Source organism: Streptomyces sp. NPDC002619 (assembly GCF_042889305.1).
GTDB lineage: Bacteria > Actinomycetota > Actinomycetes > Streptomycetales > Streptomycetaceae > Streptomyces.
Genome location: NZ_JBIAQV010000001.1, coordinates 351,604 through 376,348, shown reverse-complemented (window position 1 = coordinate 376,348; position 24,745 = coordinate 351,604). Strand labels below are relative to the sequence as shown.

At 72.5% G+C, this 24,745-nt stretch carries 17 protein-coding genes and 1 riboswitch; of the genes, 7 read left to right on the top strand and 10 right to left on the bottom strand.

All coding sequences use genetic code 11. The features are described from left to right. Positions 1–77: 77 nt before the first annotated feature. The 5 genes from ACFYXB_RS01920 to ACFYXB_RS01900 all read right to left on the bottom strand — a co-directional run bounded on the left by ACFYXB_RS01920 (position 78) and on the right by ACFYXB_RS01900 (position 8,343). A complete protein-coding gene (locus ACFYXB_RS01920; protein ID WP_389576789.1) occupies positions 78–1,985 on the bottom strand; it encodes a hypothetical protein in 1,908 nt (635 codons plus the stop codon). Between the two features lie 178 nt (positions 1,986–2,163). Beyond that, positions 2,164–3,279, bottom strand: coding sequence for a hypothetical protein (locus ACFYXB_RS01915; protein ID WP_389576788.1), 1,116 nt, complete (start codon positions 3,277–3,279; stop codon positions 2,164–2,166). Positions 3,280–3,458: 179 nt separating this feature from the next. Next, a complete protein-coding gene (locus ACFYXB_RS01910) occupies positions 3,459–4,646 on the bottom strand; it encodes a VWA domain-containing protein (RefSeq protein ID WP_351346234.1) in 1,188 nt (395 codons plus the stop codon). Next, positions 4,643–7,216 carry a DUF5682 family protein gene (locus tag ACFYXB_RS01905; RefSeq protein ID WP_389576786.1) on the bottom strand — a complete coding sequence of 858 codons (2,574 nt, stop codon included), beginning with the start codon at positions 7,214–7,216 and terminating at the stop codon, positions 4,643–4,645. The genes ACFYXB_RS01910 and ACFYXB_RS01905 overlap by 4 nt, the downstream gene beginning before the upstream one ends. After that, positions 7,213–8,343 carry an AAA family ATPase gene (locus ACFYXB_RS01900; protein WP_351346230.1) on the bottom strand — a complete coding sequence of 377 codons (1,131 nt, stop codon included), beginning with the start codon at positions 8,341–8,343 and terminating at the stop codon, positions 7,213–7,215. The genes ACFYXB_RS01905 and ACFYXB_RS01900 overlap by 4 nt, the downstream gene beginning before the upstream one ends. A 133-nt stretch (positions 8,344–8,476) precedes the next feature. Here ACFYXB_RS01900 and ACFYXB_RS01895 point away from each other — a divergent pair, with 133 nt between their 5' ends. After that, positions 8,477–9,832 (top strand): SWIM zinc finger family protein, encoded by a 1,356-nt coding sequence (locus ACFYXB_RS01895; RefSeq protein WP_389576784.1) that lies wholly within the window; start codon positions 8,477–8,479, stop codon positions 9,830–9,832. A 41-nt stretch (positions 9,833–9,873) separates the two neighbouring features. Next, entirely contained in the window at positions 9,874–11,508 is a 1,635-nt protein-coding gene (locus ACFYXB_RS01890) for a DUF5691 domain-containing protein (protein ID WP_389576782.1), read from the top strand. An 11-nt stretch (positions 11,509–11,519) separates the two neighbouring features. On the opposite strand, the gene ACFYXB_RS01885 is transcribed toward ACFYXB_RS01890, so the two are convergent. Then, complete coding sequence (locus ACFYXB_RS01885) at positions 11,520–11,936, bottom strand: cobalamin B12-binding domain-containing protein (RefSeq protein ID WP_351346224.1); 417 nt, start codon at positions 11,934–11,936, stop codon at positions 11,520–11,522. A 338-nt stretch (positions 11,937–12,274) separates the two neighbouring features. Between ACFYXB_RS01885 and ACFYXB_RS01880 the strand changes: the two genes are divergently transcribed. Together ACFYXB_RS01880 and ACFYXB_RS01875 are read left to right on the top strand one after the other, a co-directional pair. Beyond that, the gene (locus ACFYXB_RS01880) at positions 12,275–13,141 is read left to right on the top strand and encodes an esterase/lipase family protein (RefSeq protein ID WP_389576780.1); all 867 of its coding nucleotides are present in this window, start codon (positions 12,275–12,277) and stop codon (positions 13,139–13,141) included. Positions 13,142–13,408: 267 nt separating this feature from the next. Beyond that, positions 13,409–14,983: a peptidoglycan DD-metalloendopeptidase family protein gene (locus tag ACFYXB_RS01875; protein WP_389576778.1), complete on the top strand. Its 1,575-nt coding sequence runs from the start codon at positions 13,409–13,411 to the stop codon at positions 14,981–14,983. 49 nt (positions 14,984–15,032) lie between these two features. Here ACFYXB_RS01875 and pcrA read toward each other — a convergent pair whose 3' ends face one another. Then, positions 15,033–17,543 (bottom strand): DNA helicase PcrA, encoded by a 2,511-nt coding sequence (pcrA, locus tag ACFYXB_RS01870; protein ID WP_389576776.1) that lies wholly within the window; start codon positions 17,541–17,543, stop codon positions 15,033–15,035. 345 nt (positions 17,544–17,888) lie between these two features. Further along, positions 17,889–18,061, top strand: a riboswitch (cyclic di-AMP (ydaO/yuaA leader). Positions 18,062–18,069: 8 nt separating this feature from the next. Between pcrA and ACFYXB_RS01865 the strand changes: the two genes are divergently transcribed. Further along, positions 18,070–19,269 carry an NlpC/P60 family protein gene (locus ACFYXB_RS01865; RefSeq protein ID WP_389576774.1) on the top strand — a complete coding sequence of 400 codons (1,200 nt, stop codon included), beginning with the start codon at positions 18,070–18,072 and terminating at the stop codon, positions 19,267–19,269. Between the two features lie 455 nt (positions 19,270–19,724). Beyond that, the gene (locus tag ACFYXB_RS01860) at positions 19,725–20,693 is read left to right on the top strand and encodes a tellurite resistance/C4-dicarboxylate transporter family protein (protein WP_389576772.1); all 969 of its coding nucleotides are present in this window, start codon (positions 19,725–19,727) and stop codon (positions 20,691–20,693) included. Between the two features lie 64 nt (positions 20,694–20,757). Here the strand turns inward: ACFYXB_RS01860 and ACFYXB_RS01855 are convergent, their stop codons facing one another. Beyond that, on the bottom strand, positions 20,758–21,111 hold the full coding sequence (locus ACFYXB_RS01855) for a hypothetical protein (RefSeq protein WP_389576770.1): 354 nt from the start codon (positions 21,109–21,111) through the stop codon (positions 20,758–20,760). Between the two features lie 460 nt (positions 21,112–21,571). On the opposite strand from ACFYXB_RS01855, the gene ACFYXB_RS01850 reads away from it, so the two are divergent. After that, positions 21,572–22,633, top strand: coding sequence for an NlpC/P60 family protein (locus tag ACFYXB_RS01850; protein WP_351346406.1), 1,062 nt, complete (start codon positions 21,572–21,574; stop codon positions 22,631–22,633). Between the two features lie 10 nt (positions 22,634–22,643). On the opposite strand, the gene ACFYXB_RS01845 is transcribed toward ACFYXB_RS01850, so the two are convergent. After that, positions 22,644–23,369: a response regulator transcription factor gene (locus ACFYXB_RS01845; protein ID WP_351346210.1), complete on the bottom strand. Its 726-nt coding sequence runs from the start codon at positions 23,367–23,369 to the stop codon at positions 22,644–22,646. Next, on the bottom strand, positions 23,366–24,658 hold the full coding sequence (locus tag ACFYXB_RS01840) for a PspC domain-containing protein (protein WP_389576768.1): 1,293 nt from the start codon (positions 24,656–24,658) through the stop codon (positions 23,366–23,368). The genes ACFYXB_RS01845 and ACFYXB_RS01840 overlap by 4 nt, the downstream gene beginning before the upstream one ends. Positions 24,659–24,745 lie beyond the last annotated feature (87 nt).

The following is a 24,745-nucleotide window of genomic DNA, read 5'->3' as shown; positions in this document are numbered from 1 at the left end:
ACGGTATTCGGCCGTCCGGGCCCTTCGGCCCCGCGGAGTCGTTCGGACCGATCGCGGTCGCGACCGGTCCTGTCTGCTCAGGCGCTGTAGCTGCTGCCGTACTGCACGCCCTGCGCGTAACCCGGTGTGATCGAGTCGGCGACGCCCTCGACGCCGGTGACGGCGTGCCCAGAAAGCGGGCCGGCGGTGCCCTGGACGGTGCCGGTCAGGTCCTGCGCGAAGGGCATGGCCTGCCCGGCGACGCCCTGGGCGAACGGAACGGCCTCGCCGGTGACACCGCCCGCGAACGGGGCGACGTCGCCGCTCACGCCGTACGCCAGCGCCGTGGTGCTGTAGCCGACTCCATCGGCGACCGGGCGGACCGTCTCGGTGACGGTGTGAACGACCGGCCGGACGGCGCCGGCGACCCCGTCGGCGAACGGCGGCACCTCGCCCGCGACGCCCTGCGCGAAGGGGACGGCCTGGCCGGTCACGCCGTACGCGAGCGGCGGTACGGCGCCGACGACACCGCCCGCGAAGGGCTGGACGTCACCGGCGACGCCGTACGCGAGCGCGCCCGCGTCCGCCACCGCCTGCCCGGCGACCGGCACGACCCCGTGCACGGCGGCACCGGCGACCGGCGGCAGCACGGCGTCGGCCGTGTCGTGCGCAACCTGTCCGACCAGCCCGGTGGCGTACGGCGGTACGTCCGCGACGACCCCGCCGACGACCGGCCGGCCGTCGGCGACCGCACCGCCCGCCACACCCCACACACCGGTGACCGCGCCCCCGGCGACGGGCTGGACGCCCTCGACTACACCGCCCGCGACGGGCCGGACATCGGCGACGATCCCGTACGCCAGCCCGGCCGCCGCCTCCACGGCGTGCCCAGCGGCGGGCGTCACCCCGGCCACGGCGCCACCGGCCACCGGCGTCACCCCGCCCACCGCACCGGTGACGGTGGGCACGGCCCCGGCCACCGCGTACTGGGCGAGGGGCACGACGCCCGTCACCGCCTGCTCGGCGACCGGCTCCACACCGTTTACGGCGGCACCCGCCACCGGCGGAACGGTCTCGTCCACAACCGGCCCGACGGCGCCGGGCACGGCATACACGTCACCGACGAGGCGCTGCTCAGCACCGCCGACTATGCCGGTGACCTGGCCGTGCACACCGTTCACCGTGCCGACGACGTGCTGCTGGACGGTGCCGGCCGTGCCCGTGACGTGGCCCGGTACGGCCGCGACCGTGGCCTCGGCCGCCGTCGTCGCCTCGGTGGCCTTGCCCTGGGCCGTGCCGGTGGCGCCCGTCGCGGTGCGGCCCGCTCCGGCGACCGTGTGCCGGACGTTCGTGCGGACGGCGCCGTCGACGCCCTGCGCCTGGATGCGGGCGGCGGCCTGAGTGGCCTGGAGCTGGGTCTGGGCTGCGGCGAGAGCCTGCTCCACCTCGGGGGCGAAGGAGGCGAGCGGGCCGAAGAGGTAGTCGATCTCGTCCTGCGGGGAGGTCGCGTCGGCGACCTTGGTGGCGGCCCCGGTGGTGACCTGGTGAGCCGCCCGAGCCGTCTCGGCCTTGGCGGTGCGGGCTGCCTTCGTGCCCTGGATGGCCTGGGCGCCCCGGACCTTCGAAGCCGTCGGCACCTTGGCGTCGACGTAGCGGCGGGCCTGGTCGGCGGCACCGGAAGGCGCGGGCTGCCGGGCCTGCGCGGTGACCTTGTTCGCGGTGCCCACGGGGTCGGTGGCGGTGTCCGTGGCGGTGGAGGTCGCCTTGGCCGCCGTGCCCGACACCGTCGAGCTCACGGCGCCGGTGACGCCCGAGACGGTGTCCTGGACGTCGGAGACGACCCCGTCGACCGTGTCGGTCAGGGTGCCGGTGACATCGGTGGTCCCGTCCGGTACCGAGACGGAGGAGGCGGGCAGTTCGTCGGCGCTGGCCACGGCCGAGCCGAGCGCCCACGCACCGGTGACACCGGCGGCTATCACGATGGAGCGGCGGATGTTCTTGTTCATGCGTACGTCAGATCCTTAGGGGTTCCACGACGCCGGAGCCGCGAGGGCTTCCCTGGCGTCGGAAGCGCGATCGGGGGATATGGCCGTCCGGAGAAATCGGTGGGGGATCCGGACGGGTGGGCAGACCTGTTCCGCCCCCGGACGACAGGTCTGTGGCGGGGAGGAGGCCGGCCGTGTCCTAACCGGGGAAGACGGGGATGTCCCGGTGCCTGTCCCGAATCCCGGCCGCGTCGTCGCGCGCGGCGGTGCCGGGCACAAGCCGCAGCGACGCCCGGTCGTTCAGGGTGACGGCGTGGGCGTCGATGTGCCGGGAACCGCCGTTGTCGAGCGCCGACTGACCGCCCAGCGAGCCGTCCGGGTCTCCGGTGGGCGCGGGGTGGGTCGGGGCGTTTCCGGGGTGTGCGGCGCGGTGGCCGCTGGTGTGCGCCACCGCGTCCGGTGCGGGAGCGGCGGGCGTGCGGTCCGGTTCGTGCGCGGCGGTCGTCGCGCCGAGAGCCGTACGGCTCCTCGTGCCGGAGGTGCCGTCGGCGGCAGGCCGTTCACCGCCGGGCCGCCCTGGCGCGGGCGTCGCGGTGACCGGCGCGGGCAGCATCGTCCCCGGCAGCTCGGACAGACCGGGCAGCGGCACCGTGCTCCCGGTGACGGGCAGCAACGGCACATCGGACAGCGCGGGCGTCACCGCCAACGCCTCGTCGAGGCTCTGGGTCACGGACCTGACCAGGTCCCCCACCGGCTTCACGAGGCTACCGGTGCCGGAGCGGACGGCGTCCTGTGTGGCCTGAGCCAGGGAGCCCCGGGCGTCGGGGTCCTGGGGCACGGAATCCCGGGACGCCGGGGCGTGGGGTGCCTGGCCGTGAGTTGCCGGTTCGTGGAACACCGGGGCGTGAGTGGCCGGCGCGGGCGTGGCGGGGGGCGTCGGGGCGGGCGGAGGCGTGGAGGCGGCCGGGCGCGCGGGGCTGGACGAGGTCGCACCATTCGTCCCGGTCGCACTCCTCAGCCCGATGCCCAGGGCGGAGTCGATGCCGGTCCCGGCCGCGGGATGACGCTCCGCCCGCTCGGCCGGCGCATGCAGCAGGCCTTGTACGGCCGTCTTCGCCACGCCCTTCGCCAACACCCGTGACCCGTCGGCCGAGACGGACGGGACAGAAGGGGAGGCCGCCGCCGATGTCACGGACGGTGTCCCGTCGGCCGCGTGCGCCTGCTCACCGCTGAGGAGCCCGAGTGCGAACAACCCACCCGCCAGCACCGCCAGTTGCAGCGCACGCCGTCCGGCCGCCGTGCGCAACACGCGCACAGCGGCACCGGGCAGAGCTGCTGGCCAGGCCAAGAGAGTTGGGGTCCTCACGTGCGGCGGAACGAATGACGTCTTCGAGGCGCGGGGACAACGCGCGCGTCGATACTTGCACGGCACGCCCGCGACAGCGCAAGCCCCCTGTTACCGATGGGTACCGTTGTTCCCTTTCTGACCTTACGTCACGCGGTGTCCGGTATCGGAAGCGGCCGCTTCTCGATCGCCGCCGCCATCACCTCGGGAAACAGGTCGGGCGTGCACGCGAACGCCGGTGCCCCCAACGCGGCCAGCGCGGCGGCGTGTTCCCGGTCGTACGCCGGCGCACCCTCGTCCGACAGCGCGAGCAGCGCCACGAACTGCACCCCCGACGCCTTCATCGCCGCGACCCGCTTCAGCATCTCGTTCCGTATGCCTCCCTCGTACAGATCGCTGATCAACACGACCACGGTCTCCGCGGGCCGGGTGATCTGCGACTGGCAGTACGCGAGCGCCCGGTTGATGTCCGTGCCGCCGCCGAGCTGAGTGCCGAAGAGGACGTCGACGGGGTCGTCGAGCTGGTCGGTGAGGTCGACGACGGCCGTGTCGAAGACGACGAGCCGGGTGTCGATGGACCGCATCGACGCGAGCACCGCCCCGAACACGGACGCGTAGACGACGGACGCCGCCATCGAGCCCGACTGGTCGATGCAGAGGACGACCTCCTTCTTCACCGACTGGGCCGCGCGGCCGTAGCCGATGAGCCGCTCGGGCACGATCGTGCGGTACTCGGGCAGGTAGTGCTTGAGGTTGGCCGCGATCGTGCGGTTCCAGTCGATGTCGTGGTGCCGCGGCCGGGTGATACGGGCGCTGCGGTCGAGCGCGCCGGTGAGGGTGGCCCGGGTCCGGGTCGCGAGCCGCTTCTCCAGGTCCTCGACGACCTTGCGCACCACCGCCCGTGCCGTCTCCTTCGTCGTCTCCGGCATCGCCTTGTTGAGCGAGAGCAGCGTGCCGACGAGATGCACGTCGGCCTCCACCGCCTCCAGCATCTCCGGCTCGAGGAGCAGGGCGGACAGCCCGAGCCGGTCGATGGCGTCGCGCTGCATGACCTGGACGACGGAGGAGGGGAAGTAGGTCCGTATGTCCCCGAGCCAGCGCGCCACGGACGGCGCCGACGCACCGAGCCCCGCCGAACGGTCCCGCCCCGACTGCGGTTTGTCCCCCTTGCCGTAGAGCGCGGTCAGCGCCCCGTCCATCGCGGCGTCCTGTCCGGACAACGCACAGCCGGTACCGTCGGCCGCCTCGCCCCCGAGCACCAGCCGCCAGCGCCGCAGCCGTTCATGGGCCGGGTCGCCGGTCTCCGCCGGCGTCGGCATCGTCGGCTCGGTCGTCATGCGCCCACCCCCATCGGATCGTTGACGTCGGCCTGCTCTTTCTCCTTCTTCTTCTGCGCGTCCAGGCCGAGGAGGAGTCGCAGCACCGGCAGTACGGCGTCCGCCCGCTCGGTGTCCGGTTCCGGGTGGAAGCCGGGCAGGCCGTCCGCCCGCCCCGTTGTGCTCCCCCGCTCCCCCGGCCCGCGTCGCACCAGCTCGCCGAGCGTTCTGCGCACCCCCGGCTCGTACGCCGAGAACGTCCGCCGCAGCAGCGGCAGTACGTCCGTGAACGCCTCCGCCGGGACTCCGGTCAGCCATGCGTCGACCAGCCCGAGCAGCCGCTCGTCGTGCACGAGCAGCATCCCGCCCCCGCCGCCGACGAACCCCTCGATCCACGCGGCCGCGTCCGCCGGCGGCGTCCCCACCGACAGCACCAGCCCCATGAGCCGCGCCGCCTCCCCCTGCGCCAACTCCCCGTCGTCCAGCAGCAGCCGCACGGCCCGCCCCCGGATGACACCGGGCACGGTGTCGCGCAGGGACAGGGCCCGCAGCACCGAGCGCCAGCGGGCCCGGAGGTCGGTGTGACGGAGGTCGGTGTGTACAGCGCCGGAGGCCGACGCCGTCCCCTCCCGTGGGCCACTCCCCGCCGCGACCCCCTCCTCCGCGCCACCTGCCGCCACGGCCGCCGACGCCTCCGCCAGCAACCCCACCGCCCCGTGCACCGCGTCGACATGGCCGCGCATCTCCTCGGCCGCGTCTGCGTCGAGGGAGGTGCAGGACGGGGGCAGGCCCACGAAGACCCGTTCCGCGAGACCCGCCGCGACGTCGGCGAGGGCGTGGGTGTCGGTACCGCGTACGTCGCCGTAGCGCAGCGAGCGGACCAGGGCCGGGAGGGCCTGGGCGAGATGGCCGACGTCGGTGTCGAGGGCCGCCCGGTCGGCGAGGGCCCGCATCACCACGGGGAGCGCGTCGCGCAGCTCGGCGAGCAGGCAGCGCTCGGCGAGCGCGGTGACGTCGGCGAGGGACTGCGCGGCTACGGCGTCCGACTCGGCCCTGGCCGTCGCCGCGCCGATCACGGTCGTACCCCACACCCCTGCCTCGGCGACCCGCACCGACAGCTCCGGCTCCCAGCGCAGCCGCCAGGTCTCCCGGAAGGTGCCCGTGCTCCCCCGCGACTGCGCGGGTTCGCCCCATCCGATGCCGAGCAGCCGCAGCCGGTGCAGCAGTCTGCTGCGCCCGGCGTCGGTGTCCTTGCGCAGGTCGAGCTCCAACTCCCGCTCCAGCGCCTCCGGTTTGAGCCGCAGCCGGCGTTGCAACCGGGCCAGGTCCCGCTGCAACGGCACCGCGGGCGCCGCCTCGGGCACCTCCCCCAGGACGTCGCCGACGACCAGCCGGTCGTACACCAGGGCCAGCGGCACGTCCGAGCCGTCGCACATCACCGCGCGCACCGCGTCGGTCGTCTCGCTCAGGCCGGGCAGTGGGCGCCCCCGCATCGCCGCGAGGGTCTCGGCGAGCCGTACCGCCTCGATGACGTGCGCGGACGACACGATGCGGTCCTCCTCGCGCAGCAGCCCCGCCACCTTGGTCAGCCATCGCTCGACCGGCCGGTCCGGCGCCGCGAACAGATGCCCGTACCAGCCCGGCGACTCGATGCCCGCCCCGTATCCGCTGACCCGGGACAGCCTGCGGTGCGTCCACGGCACCCACGTCAGGTCCACCTTGACCTTGGGCAGCCCCTTCAGCAGCGCACGGTCGGCGGCGACCGCGGCCTTCCGCCGCAGTGCCGGCACGTGCCACGCCCCGCACACCACGGCGGCGGTGTCACCGAACTCGCGCTGCGCGGCCCGCAGTTGAAGCCGCATGTACGCCTCGCGCATCAGGTCCCGGTCGTGCCCGCCGGTCCCGTACGTCGCCCGCAGCGCCGCCATCGCCTCCTCGAGCGCGACGAACGGCGCGAACGCGTCCCCCGCCCCTGCACCCCGGTGCTCTACGACGTCCTCCCACCAGCGCTCGGGATCGTCATATCCGGCGGTCTCGGCGAGCACGGCGATCGGATCGACGCGGAGGTCCCGCTCGACGCCGTCCCCGTCGTCCCCTTCGCCAGCGCCCCCGTCCCCCTCGCCGACGCCCCCCTCGCCCTCCTCTTCGCCATCCTCGGCGGCCTCCGGAAGCTTCCCCTCCTCAGCCTCCGGAGGCCGCCCCTCACCGGCCCCGGACGGCTCCCCGTCCGGTGCCTCCCCCTCCCGCCACGCGAGCGTGTGCGTGGCGGGCAGGTCGATGAAACGGGCCGGGACCCCGTGCTCCAGGGCCCAGCGGATCGCCACCCACTCGGGTGAGAACTCGGCCATCGGCCAGAACACCGAGCGGCCGGGCTCGTCCACGGCGTGGGCGAGGAGTGCGACCGGCGGCCGCATCTCCGCGTCGGCGGCGAGCTCCACGAGGCCGTCGGCCTCCGGCGGCCCCTCGATCAGCACCACGCCCGGCCGGGCGGCGTCCAGCGCGGCCCGCACCGCCCGCGCCGACCCCGGCCCGTGGTGCCGCACGCCGAGCAGCAGCGGTCCGGCGGCGAACGCCCGCCCGGTCTCGATCACGCGCTCACCTCCCGGCAGGCCCGGTAGAAGTCCTTCCAGCCGTCGCGCTCGCGCACGACGGTCTCCAGGTACTCCTGCCAGATGACCCGGTCGGCCGCCGGGTCGCGCACGACGGCGCCGAGGATGCCCGCGGCGATGTCGCCCGCGCGCAGCACGCCGTCGCCGAAGTGGGCGGCAAGGGCGAGGCCATTGGTGACGACGGAGATCGCCTCGGCGGTGGACAGCGTGCCGCTGGGTGACTTGAGCTTCGTACGCCCGTCGGCCGTGACGCCGTCGCGCAGCTCGCGGAAGACGGTCACGACGCGGCGGATCTCGTCGATGCCGTCGGGCACGGCCGGCAGATCGAGGGAGCGACCGATCTGGTCGACGCGCCGCGAGACGATGTCGACCTCGGCGTCGGCGCTCTCGGGCAGCGGCAGCACCACGGTGTTGAACCGGCGGCGCAGGGCGCTTGACAGGTCGTTGACGCCGCGGTCGCGGTCGTTGGCGGTGGCGATCAGGTTGAAGCCGCGGACGGCCTGCACCTCCTGGCCCAACTCCGGTATGGGCAGCGTCTTCTCGGACAGGATCGTGATCAGCGTGTCCTGCACGTCGGCCGGGATACGGGTCAGCTCCTCCACCCGGGCGGTCATGCCCTCGGCCATGGCCCGCATGACCGGGCTGGGCACGAGGGCGTCCCGGCTGGGCCCGTGGGCGAGCAACTGCGCGTAGTTCCAGCCGTACCGGATCGCCTCCTCCGGTGTGCCGGCCGTGCCCTGCACCAGCAGCGTGGAGTCGCCGCTCACCGCCGCCGCCAGATGCTCGGACACCCAGGTCTTGGCGGTGCCGGGCACACCGAGCAGGAGCAGGGCGCGGTCGGTGGCGAGGGTGGTGACCGCGACCTCGACGAGGCGGCGCGGGCCCACGTACTTCGGCGTGATCACCGTGCCGTCCGGCAGGGTGCCACCGAGGAGATAGGTCGCCACCGCCCACGGCGACAGTTTCCAGCGGGCCGGGCGCGGGCGGTCGTCCTGCGCTGCCAGCGCGGCGAGTTCGGCGGCGAAGGCGTCCTCGGCGTGCGGCCGCAACGCCTCGGCCGGCTCCTTCGCACGCGTCTGCTCCAACGTCGGTTCCACGGACACAGTCATGGCTGAGGCCCCCTCCAGCTCGGCCGGTTCGGATCTGGTGTCCACCGTGCACCACGCCACTGACAATGCGCTCTGACCTGCACAAACGCGCTGGCCGGGCCCATTGTCAGTGGTGGGATCTACCTTCGATGGCATGACTCAGCAGGGGGTGCGCTGGACCGCGGACCAGGTGCTGGCACTGGCGCCTGACGCCGCGTCACGCAAGGCGGGAAGCAAGCTCGGAGCGGCCGGTCCGTGGTCCGAGGCGGGGAGTTCCGACGAGGGGACGGTGTGGGGGCTGTGCAAGGGCAGCGGCAGCAAGCCGTATCAGACGGTCGTCGACATCGCGGACGCGGCGGGGCCCGCGTACAAGTGCAGTTGCCCGAGCCGCAAGTTCCCGTGCAAACACGCGCTCGGGCTGCTGTTGCTGTGGGCGGGCGGGGACGGCGCGGTGCCGACGGCGCAGGCGCCGGACTGGGCCGAGCAGTGGATCGAGGGCAGGAAGAAGCGTGCGCAGGAGAAACGGGAGGCGGGCGGCGGGGGTTCCGCGTCCGGGTCCGGTGATCCCGAGGCGGCGCGGCGCAGGGCGGAGCGCCGTGCCGAGCGGGTCACGGCGGGGGCGACGGAGCTGGAGCAGCGCCTGGCGGACCTGCTGCGCGGCGGCCTGGCCTCGGCGGAGCGTGCGGGGTACGGGCTGTGGGAGGAGACGGCGGCCCGCATGGTCGACGCCCAGGCGCCCGGACTGGCCGCTCGGGTGCGGGAGTTGGGGGCCATACCGGGGTCGGGGCCGGGCTGGCCGGTGCGTCTCCTCGAGGAGTGCGCGCTGCTGCACCTCCTCGACCAGGGCTGGCTGCGCCGCGAGAGCCTCCCGGACGGACTCGCGGCGACGGTCCGCTCCCGCCTCGGCCTGCCCGCGTCGGCGGACGGCCCGCCGGTGCGCGACCGCTGGCTGGTCCTCGCCCAGTACGACACGGCGGACGCGAAACTGACGACGCGCCGGATTTGGCTGTACGGCGCCCAGTCGGCCCGCACCTGCCTGCTCCTGTCCTACGGCGCCGCCGGCCGGGCCCCCGAGCTGGCGCTGCCGGTCGGCCTTGCCCTGGAGGCGGAGCTGTCCGCGTATCCGGGTGCCGGGCAGGTGCGCGCGGCCCTGGGTGACCAGTTCGCCGCGCCCGCGCCGGCCCTGATACGCCCCCCGGGAATGACGACGGCCCAGGCAGCCGCCCGGTACGGCGAGGCGCTGCGGGACGACCCGTGGCTGGACGCGGTAGCGGTGACGCTGGACCACGTCGTACCGGTCCCGGACGGTGACTCCTGGCAGCTGGCGGACGCGGAAACGGACACGGCGCTGCCGCTCACCCCGGCCGCCCGTTCCCGCCCCGGTCTGTGGCGGCTCGTCGCCCTGTCCGGCGGCGCCCCCGTCACGGTCTTCGGCGAGTGCGGCCACCGGGGCTTCACTCCCCTCACGGCCTGGCCAAAGGGGACGGGACAGGCGGTGACGCTGTGCTGAGCGCACAGGAATCGGCGGAACACGTGAAGGAAAGGAGCCGTATGGACGAGGCCTCGGTACCCGCCAACCCCGCAGGCGCGTGGGAGGACTTGGTCACCACGGCGCTCCTCGGCACCGAGCGGCGGACCCCCGCGGTCGGTGCGCCGGGCCGGGAGGCACCCGTGGCACTGCTGGACGCCGCGGCCGTGGCGACCGTGCGTCGGCGGGCGGGCCTGCGTCCCGCGAGCGCGGCACGGCGCCCGGAGCCGGCCGCCGAGGACCCACGCCCCGCCCTTCCACCGGCGGCGGAACGCAGACTCGCCCTGCTGCTGGCCGACCGTCCCGGCACGGGCGGCGGCCGCCGGGGCACCTCGCCGGACCTGATGGAGCTGCTGCCCCAGTGGCTGGCGACGGCGAACGCGCACGGGTACGCCGCGCCCCCGCAGGCCCTGCCCGCGCTGCTGGACGCGGCCCGGGGACGCACCGACCTGCGGCCCGCGGCGCTGGCGTTCGCAGGGCCCCGGGCGCTGTGGCTGGCCCGGTTGAACCCGGACTGGCGGTTCGCCCTGCGCGCGGCACCGGGCGGCGGGGCGACGCTGCCGGACATCGACGACGCCGACGAGGTGCAACGGCTGTGGCAGGAAGGCCTGTTCGCCGAACGCGTCGCTCTGCTCGCGGCGCTACGGGCACGCAGACCGGCCATGGCCCGTGAGCTCCTCGCGGCGACCTGGGCGACGGAGCGTGCGGAGGACCGGCTGATGTTCCTCGACTCGCTGCGCACGGGGCTGGCCGCGGACGACGAGCCGTTCCTGGAGCAGGCGCTGGCCGACCGCAGCCGCAACGTACGGGCGACGGCGGCGGAGTTGCTGTCCGCGCTGCCGGGTTCGGCGCTTGCCGCGCGGATGGCGGTCCGGGCAGCGGCCTGTGTCGCGGTCGACCACATGGGGGACACGGCCGCGATCGCGGTGGAAGCGCCGCTTGAGTGCGACCCGAGGATGGAGAGAGACGGTGTCCTGACCAAACCTCCTGCGGGCAGAGGGGAACGGTCGTGGTGGCTGGGCCAGTTGATGGAAGCGGCGCCGCTCGGGACGTGGCCGGGACGGCTGGGCGGGCGTACGCCGGGCGAGATAGTGGCGCTGCCGGTGGCGGATGGCTGGCAGGGCGAACTGCACGCGGCGTGGTGCCGGGCGGCGGTGCGGCAGCGGGACGCCGAGTGGTCCCGGGCCCTGCTGGGAGCGCCCTCGGCACCCGAGGCCGGCGGACCGGGGGCGGTGTCGCTCGCCGATCGGGCCAAGTTGCTGAGTGTGCTCGATGCCGACGAGCGGGCCGGCTGGGTGGCCGGGTTCATCGCAACGCATGGCCTGTCCGAGGCGTTCCAGCTGCTCGGGGTGTGCGCCGTGCCGTGGGCCGGGCCGCTGGGGCGTGCGGTGGTGGACGCCCTCAATATCGCTCGGGACGCCGGGAGTTATCCGTGGAGCTTCAGCGGGGTGATGGGACTGGCCGAGCGCTGCCTGGATCCGGGGGAGGCCTCACGCCTGGAGGGCCTGCTGGCGGTACCGGACGAAGGGGCGGACGCGTCGCCGGGGGCCGGGGGCTACTGGGCGGAGGCGTTCCAGCGACTCATGACGACGTTGCGCCTGCGCGCGGCGATGGCCGAGGAGTTGGAGGGGGTGGTACAGGAACGCCGATCGGTCTGAGGGACGCCGGCCTAGGCCCCGGCGGGCTGACGCACGTTCTGCCGTACCCACTCCACGATCGAAGCCGTCGTCGCGCCGGGCGTGAAGATCTCCGCGACGCCCTTCTCCTTGAGCGGCGGGATGTCCGCCTCGGGGATGATGCCGCCGCCGAAGACCAGGATGTCCGCGGCGTCGCGTTCCCCGAGGAGGTCGATGACGGCCGCGAAGAGCGTGTTGTGCGCGCCGGAGAGGATGGACAGGCCGATCGCGTCGGCGTCCTCCTGGATCGCCGTGTCGACGATCTGCTCCGGCGTCTGGTGGAGCCCGGTGTAGATGACCTCCATACCGGCGTCGCGCAGGGCCCGCGCGATGACCTTGGCTCCGCGGTCGTGGCCGTCGAGCCCCGGCTTGGCGACCACCACGCGGATCGGACCGGCTGCCACACCCATCACTGCCTCCATGAAGCGACTGCGTCCATCCGTACCGACATCTGTACCGGCATCAGTGCCGGTGTCCGTATCGACAAGTACCGCACATTCCGTGCGTCCCGCCACCGGTCGCGAAATGAACGAACGTTGTCCCCAGCTTCGCGCAACCGGCAGTTTCGCGAAGGCGACCAACGGGGAAATCACACCATGGGACACGTTCGGGAGCCGCAGCGTGGTCCACGGGGACCGGAAGGGTGCGCAGGGCCGTATCGCGCATCCTCTACGGCCCTCTGCTCGGCTTCCCACGAGCGCACACGGGGGACGGAGCTGTCCTTCCGTGTGCCGACAGGAGGTCGGCCATGAAGGTCACCCGGGCCCTGGAGCCCCTTCGTCCGCTCTGTCAGTTCCTGCTCCCCATCAGACTCGCCGGACTCTCCTTGACCCTCCTGAAGGCGACCGCCCTGGAGGTCACGATCCTCGCGGGGCACCTCCTGCTCTATCCGACCGGCATCATCCAGGAGCGCCGCTCCCCGGCTCACGCCCTGCCCGCCCCGGACGGCACCGCCCAGCTGCCGTTCCAGACCGGCACCCCGGTCGTCCTGCTGCACGGCTTCATCGACAACCGCTCCGTCTTCGTCCTGCTGCGCCGCAACCTCGCCCAGCACGGCGGACAGCGGGTCGAGTCCCTCAACTACTCGCCGCTGACCTGCGACATTCGCACCGCTGCCGAGCTGCTCGGCCGGCACATAGAGGAGATCTGCGCGCGCACCGGCAGCCCGCAGATCGATGTCGTGGGGCACAGCCTCGGCGGCCTGATCGCGCGCTACTACGTCCAGCGTCTGGGCGGTGACCTGCGGGTCCGCACGCTCGTGACCCTGGGCACCCCGCACTCCGGCACCCGGGTCGCGCCGCTGGCCGACGCCCACCCGATCGTGCGCCAGATGCGCCCCGGCTCGGAGGTGGTCGAGGAGCTGGCCCGGCCCGCGCCCGGCTGCCGGACGCGCTTCGTCAGCTTCTGGAGCGACCTCGACGAGCTGATGGACCCGCTGGAGAACGCCCGCCTCGACCATCCCGACCTGCTGGCACAGAACGTCCAGGTGTCCGGGATCGGACATCTTGCCCTGCCCGTGCATCCGGCGGTCGCCGCGGGGATACGGCAGGCCCTGGACTCCGAGCTGCCGGACACGCCCGCCGAGGCGCACATCGGCGGTCTGACGGTGGCCTGAGACGGGCAGCTCGACCGGGGCGGGTCGGCCGTCCGAGCGGCGCGAGATTCGCCCGGCACAGCCCGCTTAGCGGGGTCGGACAGCCGCCTCACATCGAACAATCTTCGAACACAAAGCCAAACCCCCGTCCATCGTCCCCCGAAACACGGCCGAATGCCCGTTTCCTGCGTGCACGAAACCAGTCGAAGATTGTCGCGCCCGCGTACTGCCGGGTACAGTCGCCGCACTGCTCTGGCAGCCCCTGTTGTCGAGGCGAAAGAGAAGTTGGTGAACGACCGTCACCCGTCGGGGTTCATGACCACCCCGGCTCCGGCTTCCGATGCCGCCTCGGCGCACTACGCGTCGTACGGTGCACAGGAAGCCCAGTACGGCGACTTCACCACGTACGGCGGCTACGACGCGAACGGTTTTCACACCGGCGCCCAGGCCACCACGGCCTTCGACACCGACCCACTCTTCGGCAACCTCCCGGGCGAGGCCCACACCACCGGCGCGTACGACACCACGCACTGGTCGACCAGCGGCCACCAGACCCCGAACCACGACCCGTACGCGGCCCAGCAGCACGCGGTCTACGACAGCGGCGCCTACGACAGCACCGCTTGGACCGTCCCCGCGCAGGCCACGCCGGTCGACACCAGCGGCCAGTGGGACGCGGGCGCCTGGCTCCAGCCCGGGCAGCAGCCCGCCGACCCCGCCCAGCAGTGGGACTGGGGCACGCAGACCTACGAGACCGGCACGTACGACGCCACGCAGTGGAACTCCGACGGCGCGCACATCGCGGTCCCCGCGGCCGACCCGTACGAGCCGCAGGCCGAGTCCTTCGAGCATCCGACGTACGACGACGCGACGCCTTACGAGGACGCGACCGCGTACGGCGACCCGGCAACATACGAGGCCCCGTCGGCGTACGAGGACCAAGCGTCCTACGCGGACCCGGCCTACGCCGAAGACGGCTACGAAGACTACGAAGAGACTGGCTACGAGGAACCCTCCCCGGACGATGGCGAGTTGACCTCCACCGGCGAGATGCCCGCCGTACCGGATCTGCTGGACGACGAGGAAGAGGTCACCCCGGTCAGTCGTGCCGGCTCGCGCGCCGGGGGCCGCTCCCGGCGCCGTACGCCTGCCAAGCGCTCCGCGCTGCTGACCGTCGCCGTGCCCTCGGCGTGTGTGATGGGGGTGGCCGGGATCGCCGCCGCCTCCGTGGGCAACATGAGCGGCGAGAGCCAGGGCACCTCCACCACCGCCTCGGACGTGCACGCGGTGAAGCCGTCCGCCGCCAACAACAAGCTGGACACCCAGCTCGAGAGCCTCTCCGCCGGCGCCGACGACTTCGCCGACCGGGCCAGCCGTACGCAGGAGCGCATCGACCTCAAGGCCGAGCAGGCCGCCGAGAAGAAGCGCGCGGCGGAGGAGGCGGCCCGCAAGGAGCGGCTGCGCCCGAAGTTCGCGCTTCCGGTGATGCAGCGAGGCCTCAGTGCCTACTTCGGGCAGGCGGGCGTGAACTGGATGTCCGTGCACACGGGCATCGACTTCCCCGTCTCGTACGGCACGACGGTGATGTCCGCGACCGACGGCACCGTCCGCACGCAGTGGAACAGCGCCTACGGCAACATGATGATCGTGACGGCGATGGACGGCACGGAGACCTGGTACTGCCACCTCTCCAGCTACCGCGTCGTCTCCGGGACGGTCGTCAAGGCCGGCGATCCGATCGCCTACTCCGGGAACTCCGGCAACTCGACCGGTCCGCACCTGCACTTCGAGGTTCGGCCCGCAGGCGGTTCGGCGATCGACCCGCTCCCGTGGCTGCGCAGCCACGGCCTCGACCCCACCTGAGCAACGGTTTCGTCAGAGCCGCGGCCCACTGGGGCCGCGGCTTTTCGCGCTACAGCTTCTCCACCGGCGCGTACCGCAGCACAAGCCGCTTCGGCTTGGCGTCCCCGAAGTCGATCGTCGCCTGGGCCTTGTCGCCCTCGCCCGTCACCGCGAGGACCGTGCCCAGCCCGAACTGGTCGTGCGTCACCCGGTCCCCGACGGCCAGGGACACCACCGGCTTCTGCGAAGCCCGGTTCGTGGCGAACCCGGACGCGCCCGACGCCGAGGAGCGCGAGCGGGTCGAGGACAGCGAGGCCGCGATGCCGGACGCCGGGCCCGAGGACACGGGCGCTGTGGCCCCTGTCCGCTTCCACTCCATGTGGGCGGCCGGGATCTCCTCCAGGAAGCGGGAGGGCGGGTTGTACGACGGCTGGCCCCAGGCGCTGCGCAGGGTCGAGCGCGTGAGGTAGAGCCGCTCCCGCGCACGGGTGATGCCGACGTACGCGAGGCGCCGCTCCTCCTCCAGTTCCTTGGTCTGGCCGAGGGCGCGCATGTGAGGGAAGACGCCGTCCTCCATGCCGGTCAGGAAGACCACCGGAAACTCCAGGCCCTTGGCCGTGTGGAGGGTCATCAGCGTGATGACGCCGGAGCCCTCCTCGTCCTCGTCCGGGATCTGGTCGGAGTCGGCTACCAGCGCGACCTGCTCCAGGAAGTCGGCCAGGGTGCCCTGCTCGCCCTCCGCTCGTTCCTGCTCGAACTCCAGGGCGACGGCGGCGAGTTCCTGGAGGTTCTCGATCCGGGTCTCGTCCTGGGGGTCGGTCGAGGACTGCAACTCGGCCAGATAGCCGGTGCGTTCGAGTATGGCTTCCAGGACGGTGGCCGGTCCCGCGCCCGACTCGACGATCGTACGGAGGTCCTCCATCAGCGTGTTGAACCGCTTGACGGCGTTCGTGGACCGCGCGGCCATGCCGTACGCCTCGTCGACGCGGCGCAGCGCCTGCGGGAAGCTGATCTTCTCGCGCTGGGCGAGGGCGTCGATCATCGCCTCCGCGCGTTCACCGATGCCGCGTTTGGGCACGTTGAGGATGCGGCGCAGCGGGACCGAGTCCTCAGGGTTCGCGAGCACGCGCAGGTAGGCCAGGACGTCCCGGACCTCCTTGCGCTCGTAGAAGCGGACACCGCCGACGACCTTGTAGGGCAGGCCGACGCGGATGAAGACCTCTTCGAAGACACGGGACTGGGCGTTGGTGCGGTAGAACACGGCGACGTCGCCGGACTTCGCCTCGCCCGCGTCCGTGAGCCGGTCGATCTCGTCGGCGACGAACTGCGCCTCGTCGTGCTCCGTGTCGGCCACATAGCCGGTGATCTGCGCGCCCGCGCCCGCGTTGGTCCACAGGTTCTTGGGGCGGCGGGACTCGTTGCGCTCGATGACCGCGTTGGCGGCGGACAGGATCGTCTGGGTGGAGCGGTAGTTCTGCTCCAGGAGGATCGTCGTCGCGTCCGGGTAGTCCTCCTCGAACTGGAGGATGTTGCGGATCGTCGCGCCGCGGAAGGCGTAGATCGACTGGTCGGCGTCGCCCACGACGCACAGCTCGGCGGGCGGTAGGTCGTGCCCGGCGGGCGGTACGTCCTCGTCGTGCCGGCCGGTGCCGACGAGTTCGCGCACGAGCGCGTACTGGGCGTGGTTGGTGTCCTGGTACTCGTCGACCAGGACGTGCCGGAAGCGGCGGCGGTAGTGCTCGGCGACGTCCGGGAAGGCGCGCAGCAGATTGACCGTCGTCATGATCAGGTCGTCGAAGTCGAGGGCGTTCGCCTCGCGCAGACGCGACTGGTAGAGGGCGTAGGCCTGGGCGAGGGTCTTCTCAAAGCCTCCCCCAGACTCCGTCTGGGATGTGCCCCCAGCGGCCTGCGCGGCGAAGTCCTCCTCGTCGATCAGCTCGTTCTTGAGGTTGCTGATCTTGGCGCTGAAGGACTTGGGCGGATAGCGCTTGGGATCGAGATCGAGATCACGGCAGACGAGTGCCATGAGCCGCTTGGAGTCGGCGGCGTCGTAGATCGAGAAGCTCGATGTGAAGCCCAGCTTCTTGCTCTCGCGCCGCAGGATGCGCACGCACGCGCTGTGGAAGGTCATCACCCACATCGCGTTCGCGCGCGGGCCGACGAGCTGCTCGACGCGCTCCTTCATCTCGCCCGCGGCCTTGTTGGTGAAGGTGATCGCGAGGATCTGGCCCGGGTGCACGCTCCGCTCGGCCAGGAGATACGCGATGCGGTGCGTGAGCACACGGGTCTTGCCGGAGCCGGCGCCGGCCACGATGAGCAGGGGGGTGCCGGCATGGACGACGGCCGCGCGCTGGTTCTCGTTCAGCCCCTCCAGGAGGGCGGCCGCGTCGATGGCCGGGCGCGGGGCGCCGTCGCGGTAGTACGAGTCCCGGTCCGGCGGCACGTCGAACTTCCCGCCGAACAGATCGTCCGGAAGTGACTCCGGAGCATGATCGTCCTCGGGCGGTGGCGGGGGTTCCTCCTCGCGCCCCTGGGGGGCCTGGAGGTTCGCCAGGAAGCTGTCGTCAAAGAGGCTGCTCATCGCTCTCCGAGTCTAGGGCGCCCCACCGACAACCCGCCGCCGCCCCGAGAACATCCCTCGTTCCCCGACAGCCCGGCACCGCCGTCACCAGCAACGATCGCTTGATCACGGTGCGCGACGAGCCGAATTCCGGTCGGGTGGCACGCGGGCACCGACGATCGACACGGCGAACAAACCGGACAAGTCACTGCTCGTCGTCATCTATCAACCACGCCTTGTCGCACCTTGACCAAAGGTCACGAAAATGTATCGGGCATATCGCCCATCAACCTTCACAGGCGCCACACCAGTTGGCTACCGTTCCGGGCGGGCCGTACGACCCCCACCGGCGAACGTCGCCGGGCCGCGCGGCCTCCGCCGAGTCCGGTGTGCCGCCCCGAGGCCGCCGGAGCCGGGGACCCACCGACCTTGGGGTGGATCGGCCCAACTCCCTTCCGGAGAACGGGCCGTAGGGCAAGCCTTCCGAACCACCCGCCCGAACCCGACAGCTAACTCGGTAGGCGGAACATGGAAGGAGTCGCCTCCTTTGGCGTCGCACCGCAAGCCGCGCGCCGCGAGCACGCGCATAGCCGGCATAGGCACCCCCGTCCTCGCCACCGCCGCCCTCACCTCTGTGGCCCTGCTCACCCAGACCGCCAACGCCGCCCCCTCCACCGACGGCAAGCCGAGCGTCGAGGAGGTGCAGAAGAAGGTCGACGACCTCTACCGCCAGGCGGAGTCGGCGACCGAGAAGTACAACTCGGCCAAGGAGAAGTCCGGCACGCAGCGCAAGCAGGTCGACGCGCTTCTGGACGACGTCGCCCGGCGCACGGACAAGCTCAACAAAGCCCGCGAGGAGCTGGGCACGTTCGCCGCGGCCCAGTACCGCACCGGTGCCGCCGCCCCCGACACCGCCACCTTCCTCCTGGCCGACAGTCCGCAGGACTACTTCGACCAGACCCAGCTGATGAGCCGGATGACCACGCGCCAGAAGGACGCGGTCGACGACTACGTCACGGAGCAGTCCGCGACGATGAAGAAGCGGCAGGAGGCCACCAAGAGCCTCGAGACGCTGAACGAGTCGCAGAGCGAGCTGAAGACCGCGAAGGCGACCGTCCAGACGAAGCTCTCCAGCGCGCGTGAGCTGCTGTCCAAGCTGACGGCGGAGGAGAAGGCGCGGCTCGCCGCCATCGAGAAGCAGAAGCAGGAGGAGGCGGCGCGGAAGGCCGCCGAGCTCGCCAAGCAGCAGGCGGCGCAGAAGGCGGCGGAGGAAGCGGCGGCGCAGAAGGAGAGCAGCTCCTCGGGCTCGACGGGCTCCTCGGGCTCGACAAGTTCGTCGGGTTCGTCGACCTCGCCCTCGTCCGGATCATCTTCGTCCGACTCGTACGCCACCAAGGCCGACAAGGCGATCGCCTTCGCCCGCGCCCAGATCGGCAAGCCGTACGTCTGGGGCGCCACCGGGCCCGACTCCTACGACTGCTCCGGCCTCACCCAGGCCGCTTGGAAGGCCGCCGGCGTCGACCTCCCGCGCACCACCTGGGACCAGGTCAACGCGGGCACCACCGTCTCCCTCGCCGACGCCCAGCCCGGTGACCTGATCTTCTTCTACGACGACATCAGCCACGTCGGCCTCTACATCGGCGACGGCATGATGATCCACGCCCCGAAGCCCGGCGCCTACGTCCGCGAGGAGTCGGTCTACTACGCCGGCGACTCGATCATCCACAGCGTGGTACGCCCGGCCTGACCAAGGCGGGGCGCGTGCCCGAGCAACGGGGCGCGCGAGGTACGTCACACGCGGGGCGTGCACTCCCGCACCGCACGCGGCGGCTCGTGCCGCCTGGGCGAGCGCGGGGGCGCGGACGCAGGGAGCGAGTCGCCGTACCGCCCGCCGGGCGTGCGCTCGCGTGCCGTGCGCCTAGCGCATCATGTGCGCGCCCGGCGCCTGTTCCACACGCCCGGCGCGCCTCGTGCACTCCGCGCCGGGCACAAGCACGACGCGCCCCTCCCTGAGGCGCACGCCCCTCCCACGGGGCGCCGCGCCCGCTCGGGTCGCCCCAGGCGCGGGCTCCTGGCAACGCGCGCCACGGCCCACCACACCGCGCGCACGCGCCTCGCCCCTGTCCCGCACGCGCGCGTTTTTGAAGGTCACGCGCGCGTGGCCCGCTCGTATCGGGTGTGTTGGTCCCTAGCATCGGGCCCATGCCCGGGACCTCTCCCCTTCGCCCCTGGTGGGCGCAGCGTCCGCCTGCGGCCGGGGCCGCCGTGATGGCGACCGGGATCGTGTCGGTCGGGCTGCAGCTGACCGGATACGAGGTCCTGTCCCGGCTGTTTCTGACGATGGCCTGTGTCTCCTGGCTGGCGCTCGCCGCGTCCTTCGGGGTGGGACTGGTGCGCGATCGGGAGCGGTGGGTGGCCCAGGCGAGGACGCCGGGCGCGCTGACGGCCGTGGCCGCGACCACCGTGCTCGGCACGCGTTTCTCCATGCTCGGCTGGCAGACGGTGGCGGAGGCGCTGCTCGCGCTGTCGGCCGTACTCTGGCCGGTCCTGATGCTCCTCGTCGTACCGCACTGGCAGCGCCACATGCCGGGCGCGGTGTTCCTGGGCTGTGTGGCCACGCAGGGACTCGCCGTCCTGGCGGCCACTCTGGCGGCCGTCGAGTCGACGGCCTGGCTCGCGCACACCGCGCTGGTGCTGTTCTGGCTGGGGCTCGTGCTGTACGGCTTCGCGCTGCCCCGCTTCGAACCGCGGCAGCTCACCGAGGGCGCCGGGGACCAGTGGATCGCGGGGGGCGCGCTGGCCAACTCGACGCTGGCCGGGGTGAAGCTGATCGCCGCCGACAGCCCGCGGCTGTACCTGTGGAACGACGACGACCGGGACGTCCTGCACTCGGTGACCGGCGCGCTGTTCTTCCTCGTCCTGGCCTGTTACGTCGTCCTGCTGATCGCCGAGCTGGCGAGACTCCGGCCGCGCTACGACGTACGCCGCTGGGCGACGGTCTTCCCGATGGGGATGACGGCGGCGGCGACGCTGTCGGTCGCCGCCGTCATCCGGGTCCCGTGGCTGAGGGGCCCCGGGAAGGTGCTGGTGTGGATCGCGGTGGCGGTGTGGATCGCGGTCGCCGCGGGCGCGGTGGCTGCGGCCCGCGCCCGGTTCAGCGCCGCGCGCTGAACGTCATGCCGGCGTACGCCACATCCACAGCACGGCGTACCTCACGTCCACGACACGGCGTACATCACGTCCACAGCACGGCGATGAAGACGTTCGCGATGGTGAGCAGCCCCACCAGGCCGAAGAGGCGCTTGTCCACGCGCTCGTCGTCCCGCTTCACATAAACGAGCCCGAGGATCACGATCAGCAGGGCCAGCTTCACGCCGATCTTGACGGTGTTGAGGTGATGGTCGTCGGCCTGGTTGAGGCCGACCAGGACCACACCGGTGACCAGCATGGTCAGCGCGCCGTGCAGCATCGCGGGGACGAAGCGGGCGTCGCCCTTGCCCATCGCCTTCATCTGGGTGAGGAACCCGCCGAGGAGCGACGCGATGCCGATGATGTGCAGGCCGACGAAGAGATGGATGAGTACGTCCATGGGGCCGGAGCCTAATCGGGGCACAAGTGCCTCCGGTCACCGCCCCCACCCCGAGCGACCCCGGCGGCACGGCCCGCATATATGCACCCCATAGCACTCCGGCGCCCCCACGTGTCACAGAACCGCCGCTTCGGTCATCGCGCCGCGCGAAGTCGGCGGCTCCGGACCGGGATCACGCTCTTATACGGTCACCGGCGGTCCCCTGCCGCCAGTTCCGTACATAGCGTTACCGAGCCGACACACTCAGGTTTAGCGTCCTCCACCAGGTGACCGGCTCCACACCGCCGCCCGGGCCAGGGGCGGCCGCCGGACACCTCCGCCGAGAAGTCCGGCGGCGGCCCGCTCCCCCTGTGCGGGCCGCCGCCGGACGCGAGAGCCGCTCCCGGCGGCCGTACGACCGCTCTCCCCTGGCGGCCGTACGGATGACCAGGCGGCCCTACGGAAGGACGTGACAGTCCAGGTGGCAGCGCACCGCAAGCCCCGGCAACGCTCGCTCGGCGGTCCGACGGCCCGGACGGCCGTGACCATGGCCCTGGCGGGCGCGGCGACCGCGACGGCCTTCGACGGGACCGGGCACGCCGAGCCGCAGCTGACGCCGGGCCAGGTCAAGGCCAAGGTGGACCGGCTGTACCAGGAGGCGGAGGCCGCCACCGAGAAGTACAACGGGGCCAAGGAGAAGGCGGACGCGGCGGAGCGGCGGCTGAAGGCACTGGGGGACGAGGCCGCCCGCAGGGAGCTGAGGCTCAACTCGGCGCGCGACGCGCTCGGGACCATCGCGGCGGCGCAGTACCGCAGCGGCGGCATCGATCCCGCGCTGCAACTGGCACTGTCCGACGACCCCGACCGGTATCTCGACGGGGCCGCGTTCGCCGAGCGGGCGGGCAACCGGCAGTCGCAGGCCGTGTCGCGCGTACGCAGGCAGCTCCGGGAGATCGAGCAGCTGCGCGGCGCCGCCCATGTCGAACTGACGTCGCTCAGGTCCAAGCAGGCCGAGCTGAAACGGCAGAAGAAGACGATCACCGGAAAGCTGTCCGAGGCACGGCAGTTGCTCGCCCGGCTGACGCCGCAGGAGCGGGCCCTGATCGCGGCGGGCGGCGGCGCGAGCGAGCACGCCTCACGGTCGGCCTCGGACGCGCGTGACGCCCTCGGCGGCGCTTCCCTGGCGGCCCCCAACTCCCGTGCCGCCGCGGCCGTTTCCTACGCCTACGCCAAGCTCGGCAGCCCCTACGTCTGGGGGGCGACCGGGCCGAATGCCTTCGACTGCTCGGGCCTCGTCCAGGCCGCCTACCGCACCGCCGGCGTCTCCCTCCCCCGCACCACATACGCCCAGATCAATGCGGGCCGACGCGTCTCCCGCTCCGAACTCCTCCCCGGGGACCTGGTGTTCTTCTACTCCGGCATCAGCCACGTCGGCCTCTACATCGGCAACGGGCAGATGATCCACGCCCCGAACCCGTCGGCGCCGGTGCGCGTGGCCCCGATCGACCAGATGCCGTTCGCCGGGGCGACCCGGGTGGCGTGAGCGGCCGGGCTCACACCAGCCGTCGCGCAGTCGCCCACCGCGTCAACTCGTGCCGGTTGGACAGCTGGAGCTTCCGCAGGACCGCGGAGACATGGGACTCGACCGTCTTCACGGAGATGAAGAGCTGCTTGGCGATCTCCTTGTACGCGTAGCCCCGGGCGATGAGGCGGAGCACCTCGCGTTCGCGCTGGGTGAGGCGGTCGAGGTCCTCGTCGACGGGCGGGGCGTCGGTGGAGGCGAAGGCGTCGAGGACGAAGCCCGCGAGCCGGGGCGAGAAGACGGCGTCGCCCTCCTGGACCCGGAAGATCGAGTCGACCAGGTCCGTGCCGGTGATCGTCTTGGTCACGTAGCCGCGGGCACCACCGCGGATCACGCCGATCACGTCCTCCGCCGCGTCCGAGACGGACAGCGCGAGAAAGCGGACGGGCTGTTCGGCGTCGGCCATCAACGGGGCACAGCGGCGCAGTACTTCGACGCCCCCGCCGCCCGGGAGGTGGACGTCGAGGAGAACCACCTCGGGGCGGGTCGCGGTGATGACCGTAACCGCCTGGTCGACGTCCGCGGCCTCGCCGACGACCTCGACACCGGTCTGCTCGGTCCGGCCGATCTCGGCCTGGACGCCCGTGCGGAACATACGGTGGTCGTCGACGAGGACGACGCGTACGTGACGCCCGGCCGCCTCGCCACCCCCCTCCGTCGCTCCCGCCGTGCCGTTCGCCCCGGTCGCGTCGCTCATGACGTCTCCTCCGCCCTCTCCATCTCCAGCTCGACCTCCGTGCCGCCGTCCGGCACCGCTCTCAGCCGCGCCGTGCCGCCGTTGCGCTCCATGCGGCCGATGATCGATTCTCTGACGCCCATGCGGTCGGCGGGTATCGAGTCGAGGTCGAAGCCCGGTCCCCGGTCACGGATCGACACGAAGACCGTCCTGCCCTCGACTTCGGCGTAGACCTGCACGGCGCCGCCCTCGCCACCGTACTTGGCGGCGTTCACCATTGCCTCACGCGCGGCCTGCATCTGGGCACCTGTCTTTTCGTCGAGCGGGCAGTCGCCGACCACGACGACCTCGATGGGGACACCGTGCTTGTCCTCCACCTCGGCCGCGTTGCGGCGGACCGCTTCGGCGAGGGTGGTCGGCTCGTCCGCCTCGTCCTTGCCCGTGCCCTCGGGGTTGTAGAGCCAGGTGCGCAGGTCGCGCTCCTGGGCGCGGGCGAGGCGGCGCACCTCGTTCGCGTTCTCCGCGTTGCGCTGGATCAGGGTCAGGGTGTGCAGTACGGAGTCGTGGACGTGCGCGGCGACCTCGGCGCGCTCCTGCGCGCGGATGCGCATCAGGCGCTCCTCGGACAGGTCCTGGGTCATCCGCACGAGGTAGGGACCGGCGAGGAGCGTTATGCCGACGAGGACCGCGAGGGCGGCCTGGAGGACCGAGCCGAGGTGGGCGGCCGAGCCCTGCAGGACGAAGATGCCGGAGACACCGGCGGTGACGAGCAGCACGCCGGCGCCCGAGCGCAGCAGCGTGAGCGTACGACGGTGGCGGCCGACCTCGACCCAGCGGGCTCTGCGCGCGTTGTCCGCCTGGCGCCACACGAGGGCGACACCGGCCGCGACCAGGACGGCGGGCAGGAGATACGCCTTGGCGCCGTTGCCCACATTCACGCTGCCCACGAACACGAGGGACACGACGACCATGAGGAGCAGCGCGACGATCTGGCCCTTGTCGGGCTTGCGGGCGACGAGTCTGCGGCGGCCGTCCGGTGAGGTCTCGGTGCTGACCAGGGACGGGGGCCGCTGTCCGCCGACGCCGCCGACGCCGAGGGGTACGAAGAACCAGAACGCCGCGTACAACAGCGCGCCGAGGCCGTCGGCCATGAACAGGCCGACGAAGACGAGCCGCACCCAGATCACGGGCAGCCCGAGATGCCCGGCGAGGCCCCGCGCCACTCCGCCGAGCCAGCGGCCGTCGCTGCTGCGGTAGAGCTTGCGCGGCGGCCGCGGGTCGTCGAGTGGCGCTGCTGCGGCTTCCGGCATGCCATCGATGGTCACACGGCGGCAGTTGCGGAGCATCAGGGTCGACCCCCGAGACTCCCCTGATCTTCGGGCCGGGGGCCCTTCGAA

What these genes read in the sequence shown, in the direction of transcription:
- ACFYXB_RS01895 (WP_389576784.1), top strand. Translation starts at nt 8,477, where the DNA reads ATGACTCAGCAGGGGGTGCGCTGGACCGCGGACCAGGTGCTGGCACTG.
- ACFYXB_RS01885 (WP_351346224.1), bottom strand. Translation starts at nt 11,936, where the DNA reads ATGGGTGTGGCAGCCGGTCCGATCCGCGTGGTGGTCGCCAAGCCGGGG.
- ACFYXB_RS01920 (WP_389576789.1), bottom strand. Translation starts at nt 1,985, where the DNA reads ATGAACAAGAACATCCGCCGCTCCATCGTGATAGCCGCCGGTGTCACC.
- ACFYXB_RS01860 (WP_389576772.1), top strand. Translation starts at nt 19,725, where the DNA reads ATGCCCGGGACCTCTCCCCTTCGCCCCTGGTGGGCGCAGCGTCCGCCT.
- ACFYXB_RS01845 (WP_351346210.1), bottom strand. Translation starts at nt 23,369, where the DNA reads ATGAGCGACGCGACCGGGGCGAACGGCACGGCGGGAGCGACGGAGGGG.
- ACFYXB_RS01840 (WP_389576768.1), bottom strand. Translation starts at nt 24,658, where the DNA reads ATGCCGGAAGCCGCAGCAGCGCCACTCGACGACCCGCGGCCGCCGCGC.
- ACFYXB_RS01855 (WP_389576770.1), bottom strand. Translation starts at nt 21,111, where the DNA reads ATGGACGTACTCATCCATCTCTTCGTCGGCCTGCACATCATCGGCATC.
- ACFYXB_RS01880 (WP_389576780.1), top strand. Translation starts at nt 12,275, where the DNA reads ATGAAGGTCACCCGGGCCCTGGAGCCCCTTCGTCCGCTCTGTCAGTTC.
- ACFYXB_RS01910 (WP_351346234.1), bottom strand. Translation starts at nt 4,646, where the DNA reads ATGACGACCGAGCCGACGATGCCGACGCCGGCGGAGACCGGCGACCCG.
- pcrA (WP_389576776.1), bottom strand. Translation starts at nt 17,543, where the DNA reads ATGAGCAGCCTCTTTGACGACAGCTTCCTGGCGAACCTCCAGGCCCCC.
- ACFYXB_RS01900 (WP_351346230.1), bottom strand. Translation starts at nt 8,343, where the DNA reads ATGACTGTGTCCGTGGAACCGACGTTGGAGCAGACGCGTGCGAAGGAG.
- ACFYXB_RS01890 (WP_389576782.1), top strand. Translation starts at nt 9,874, where the DNA reads ATGGACGAGGCCTCGGTACCCGCCAACCCCGCAGGCGCGTGGGAGGAC.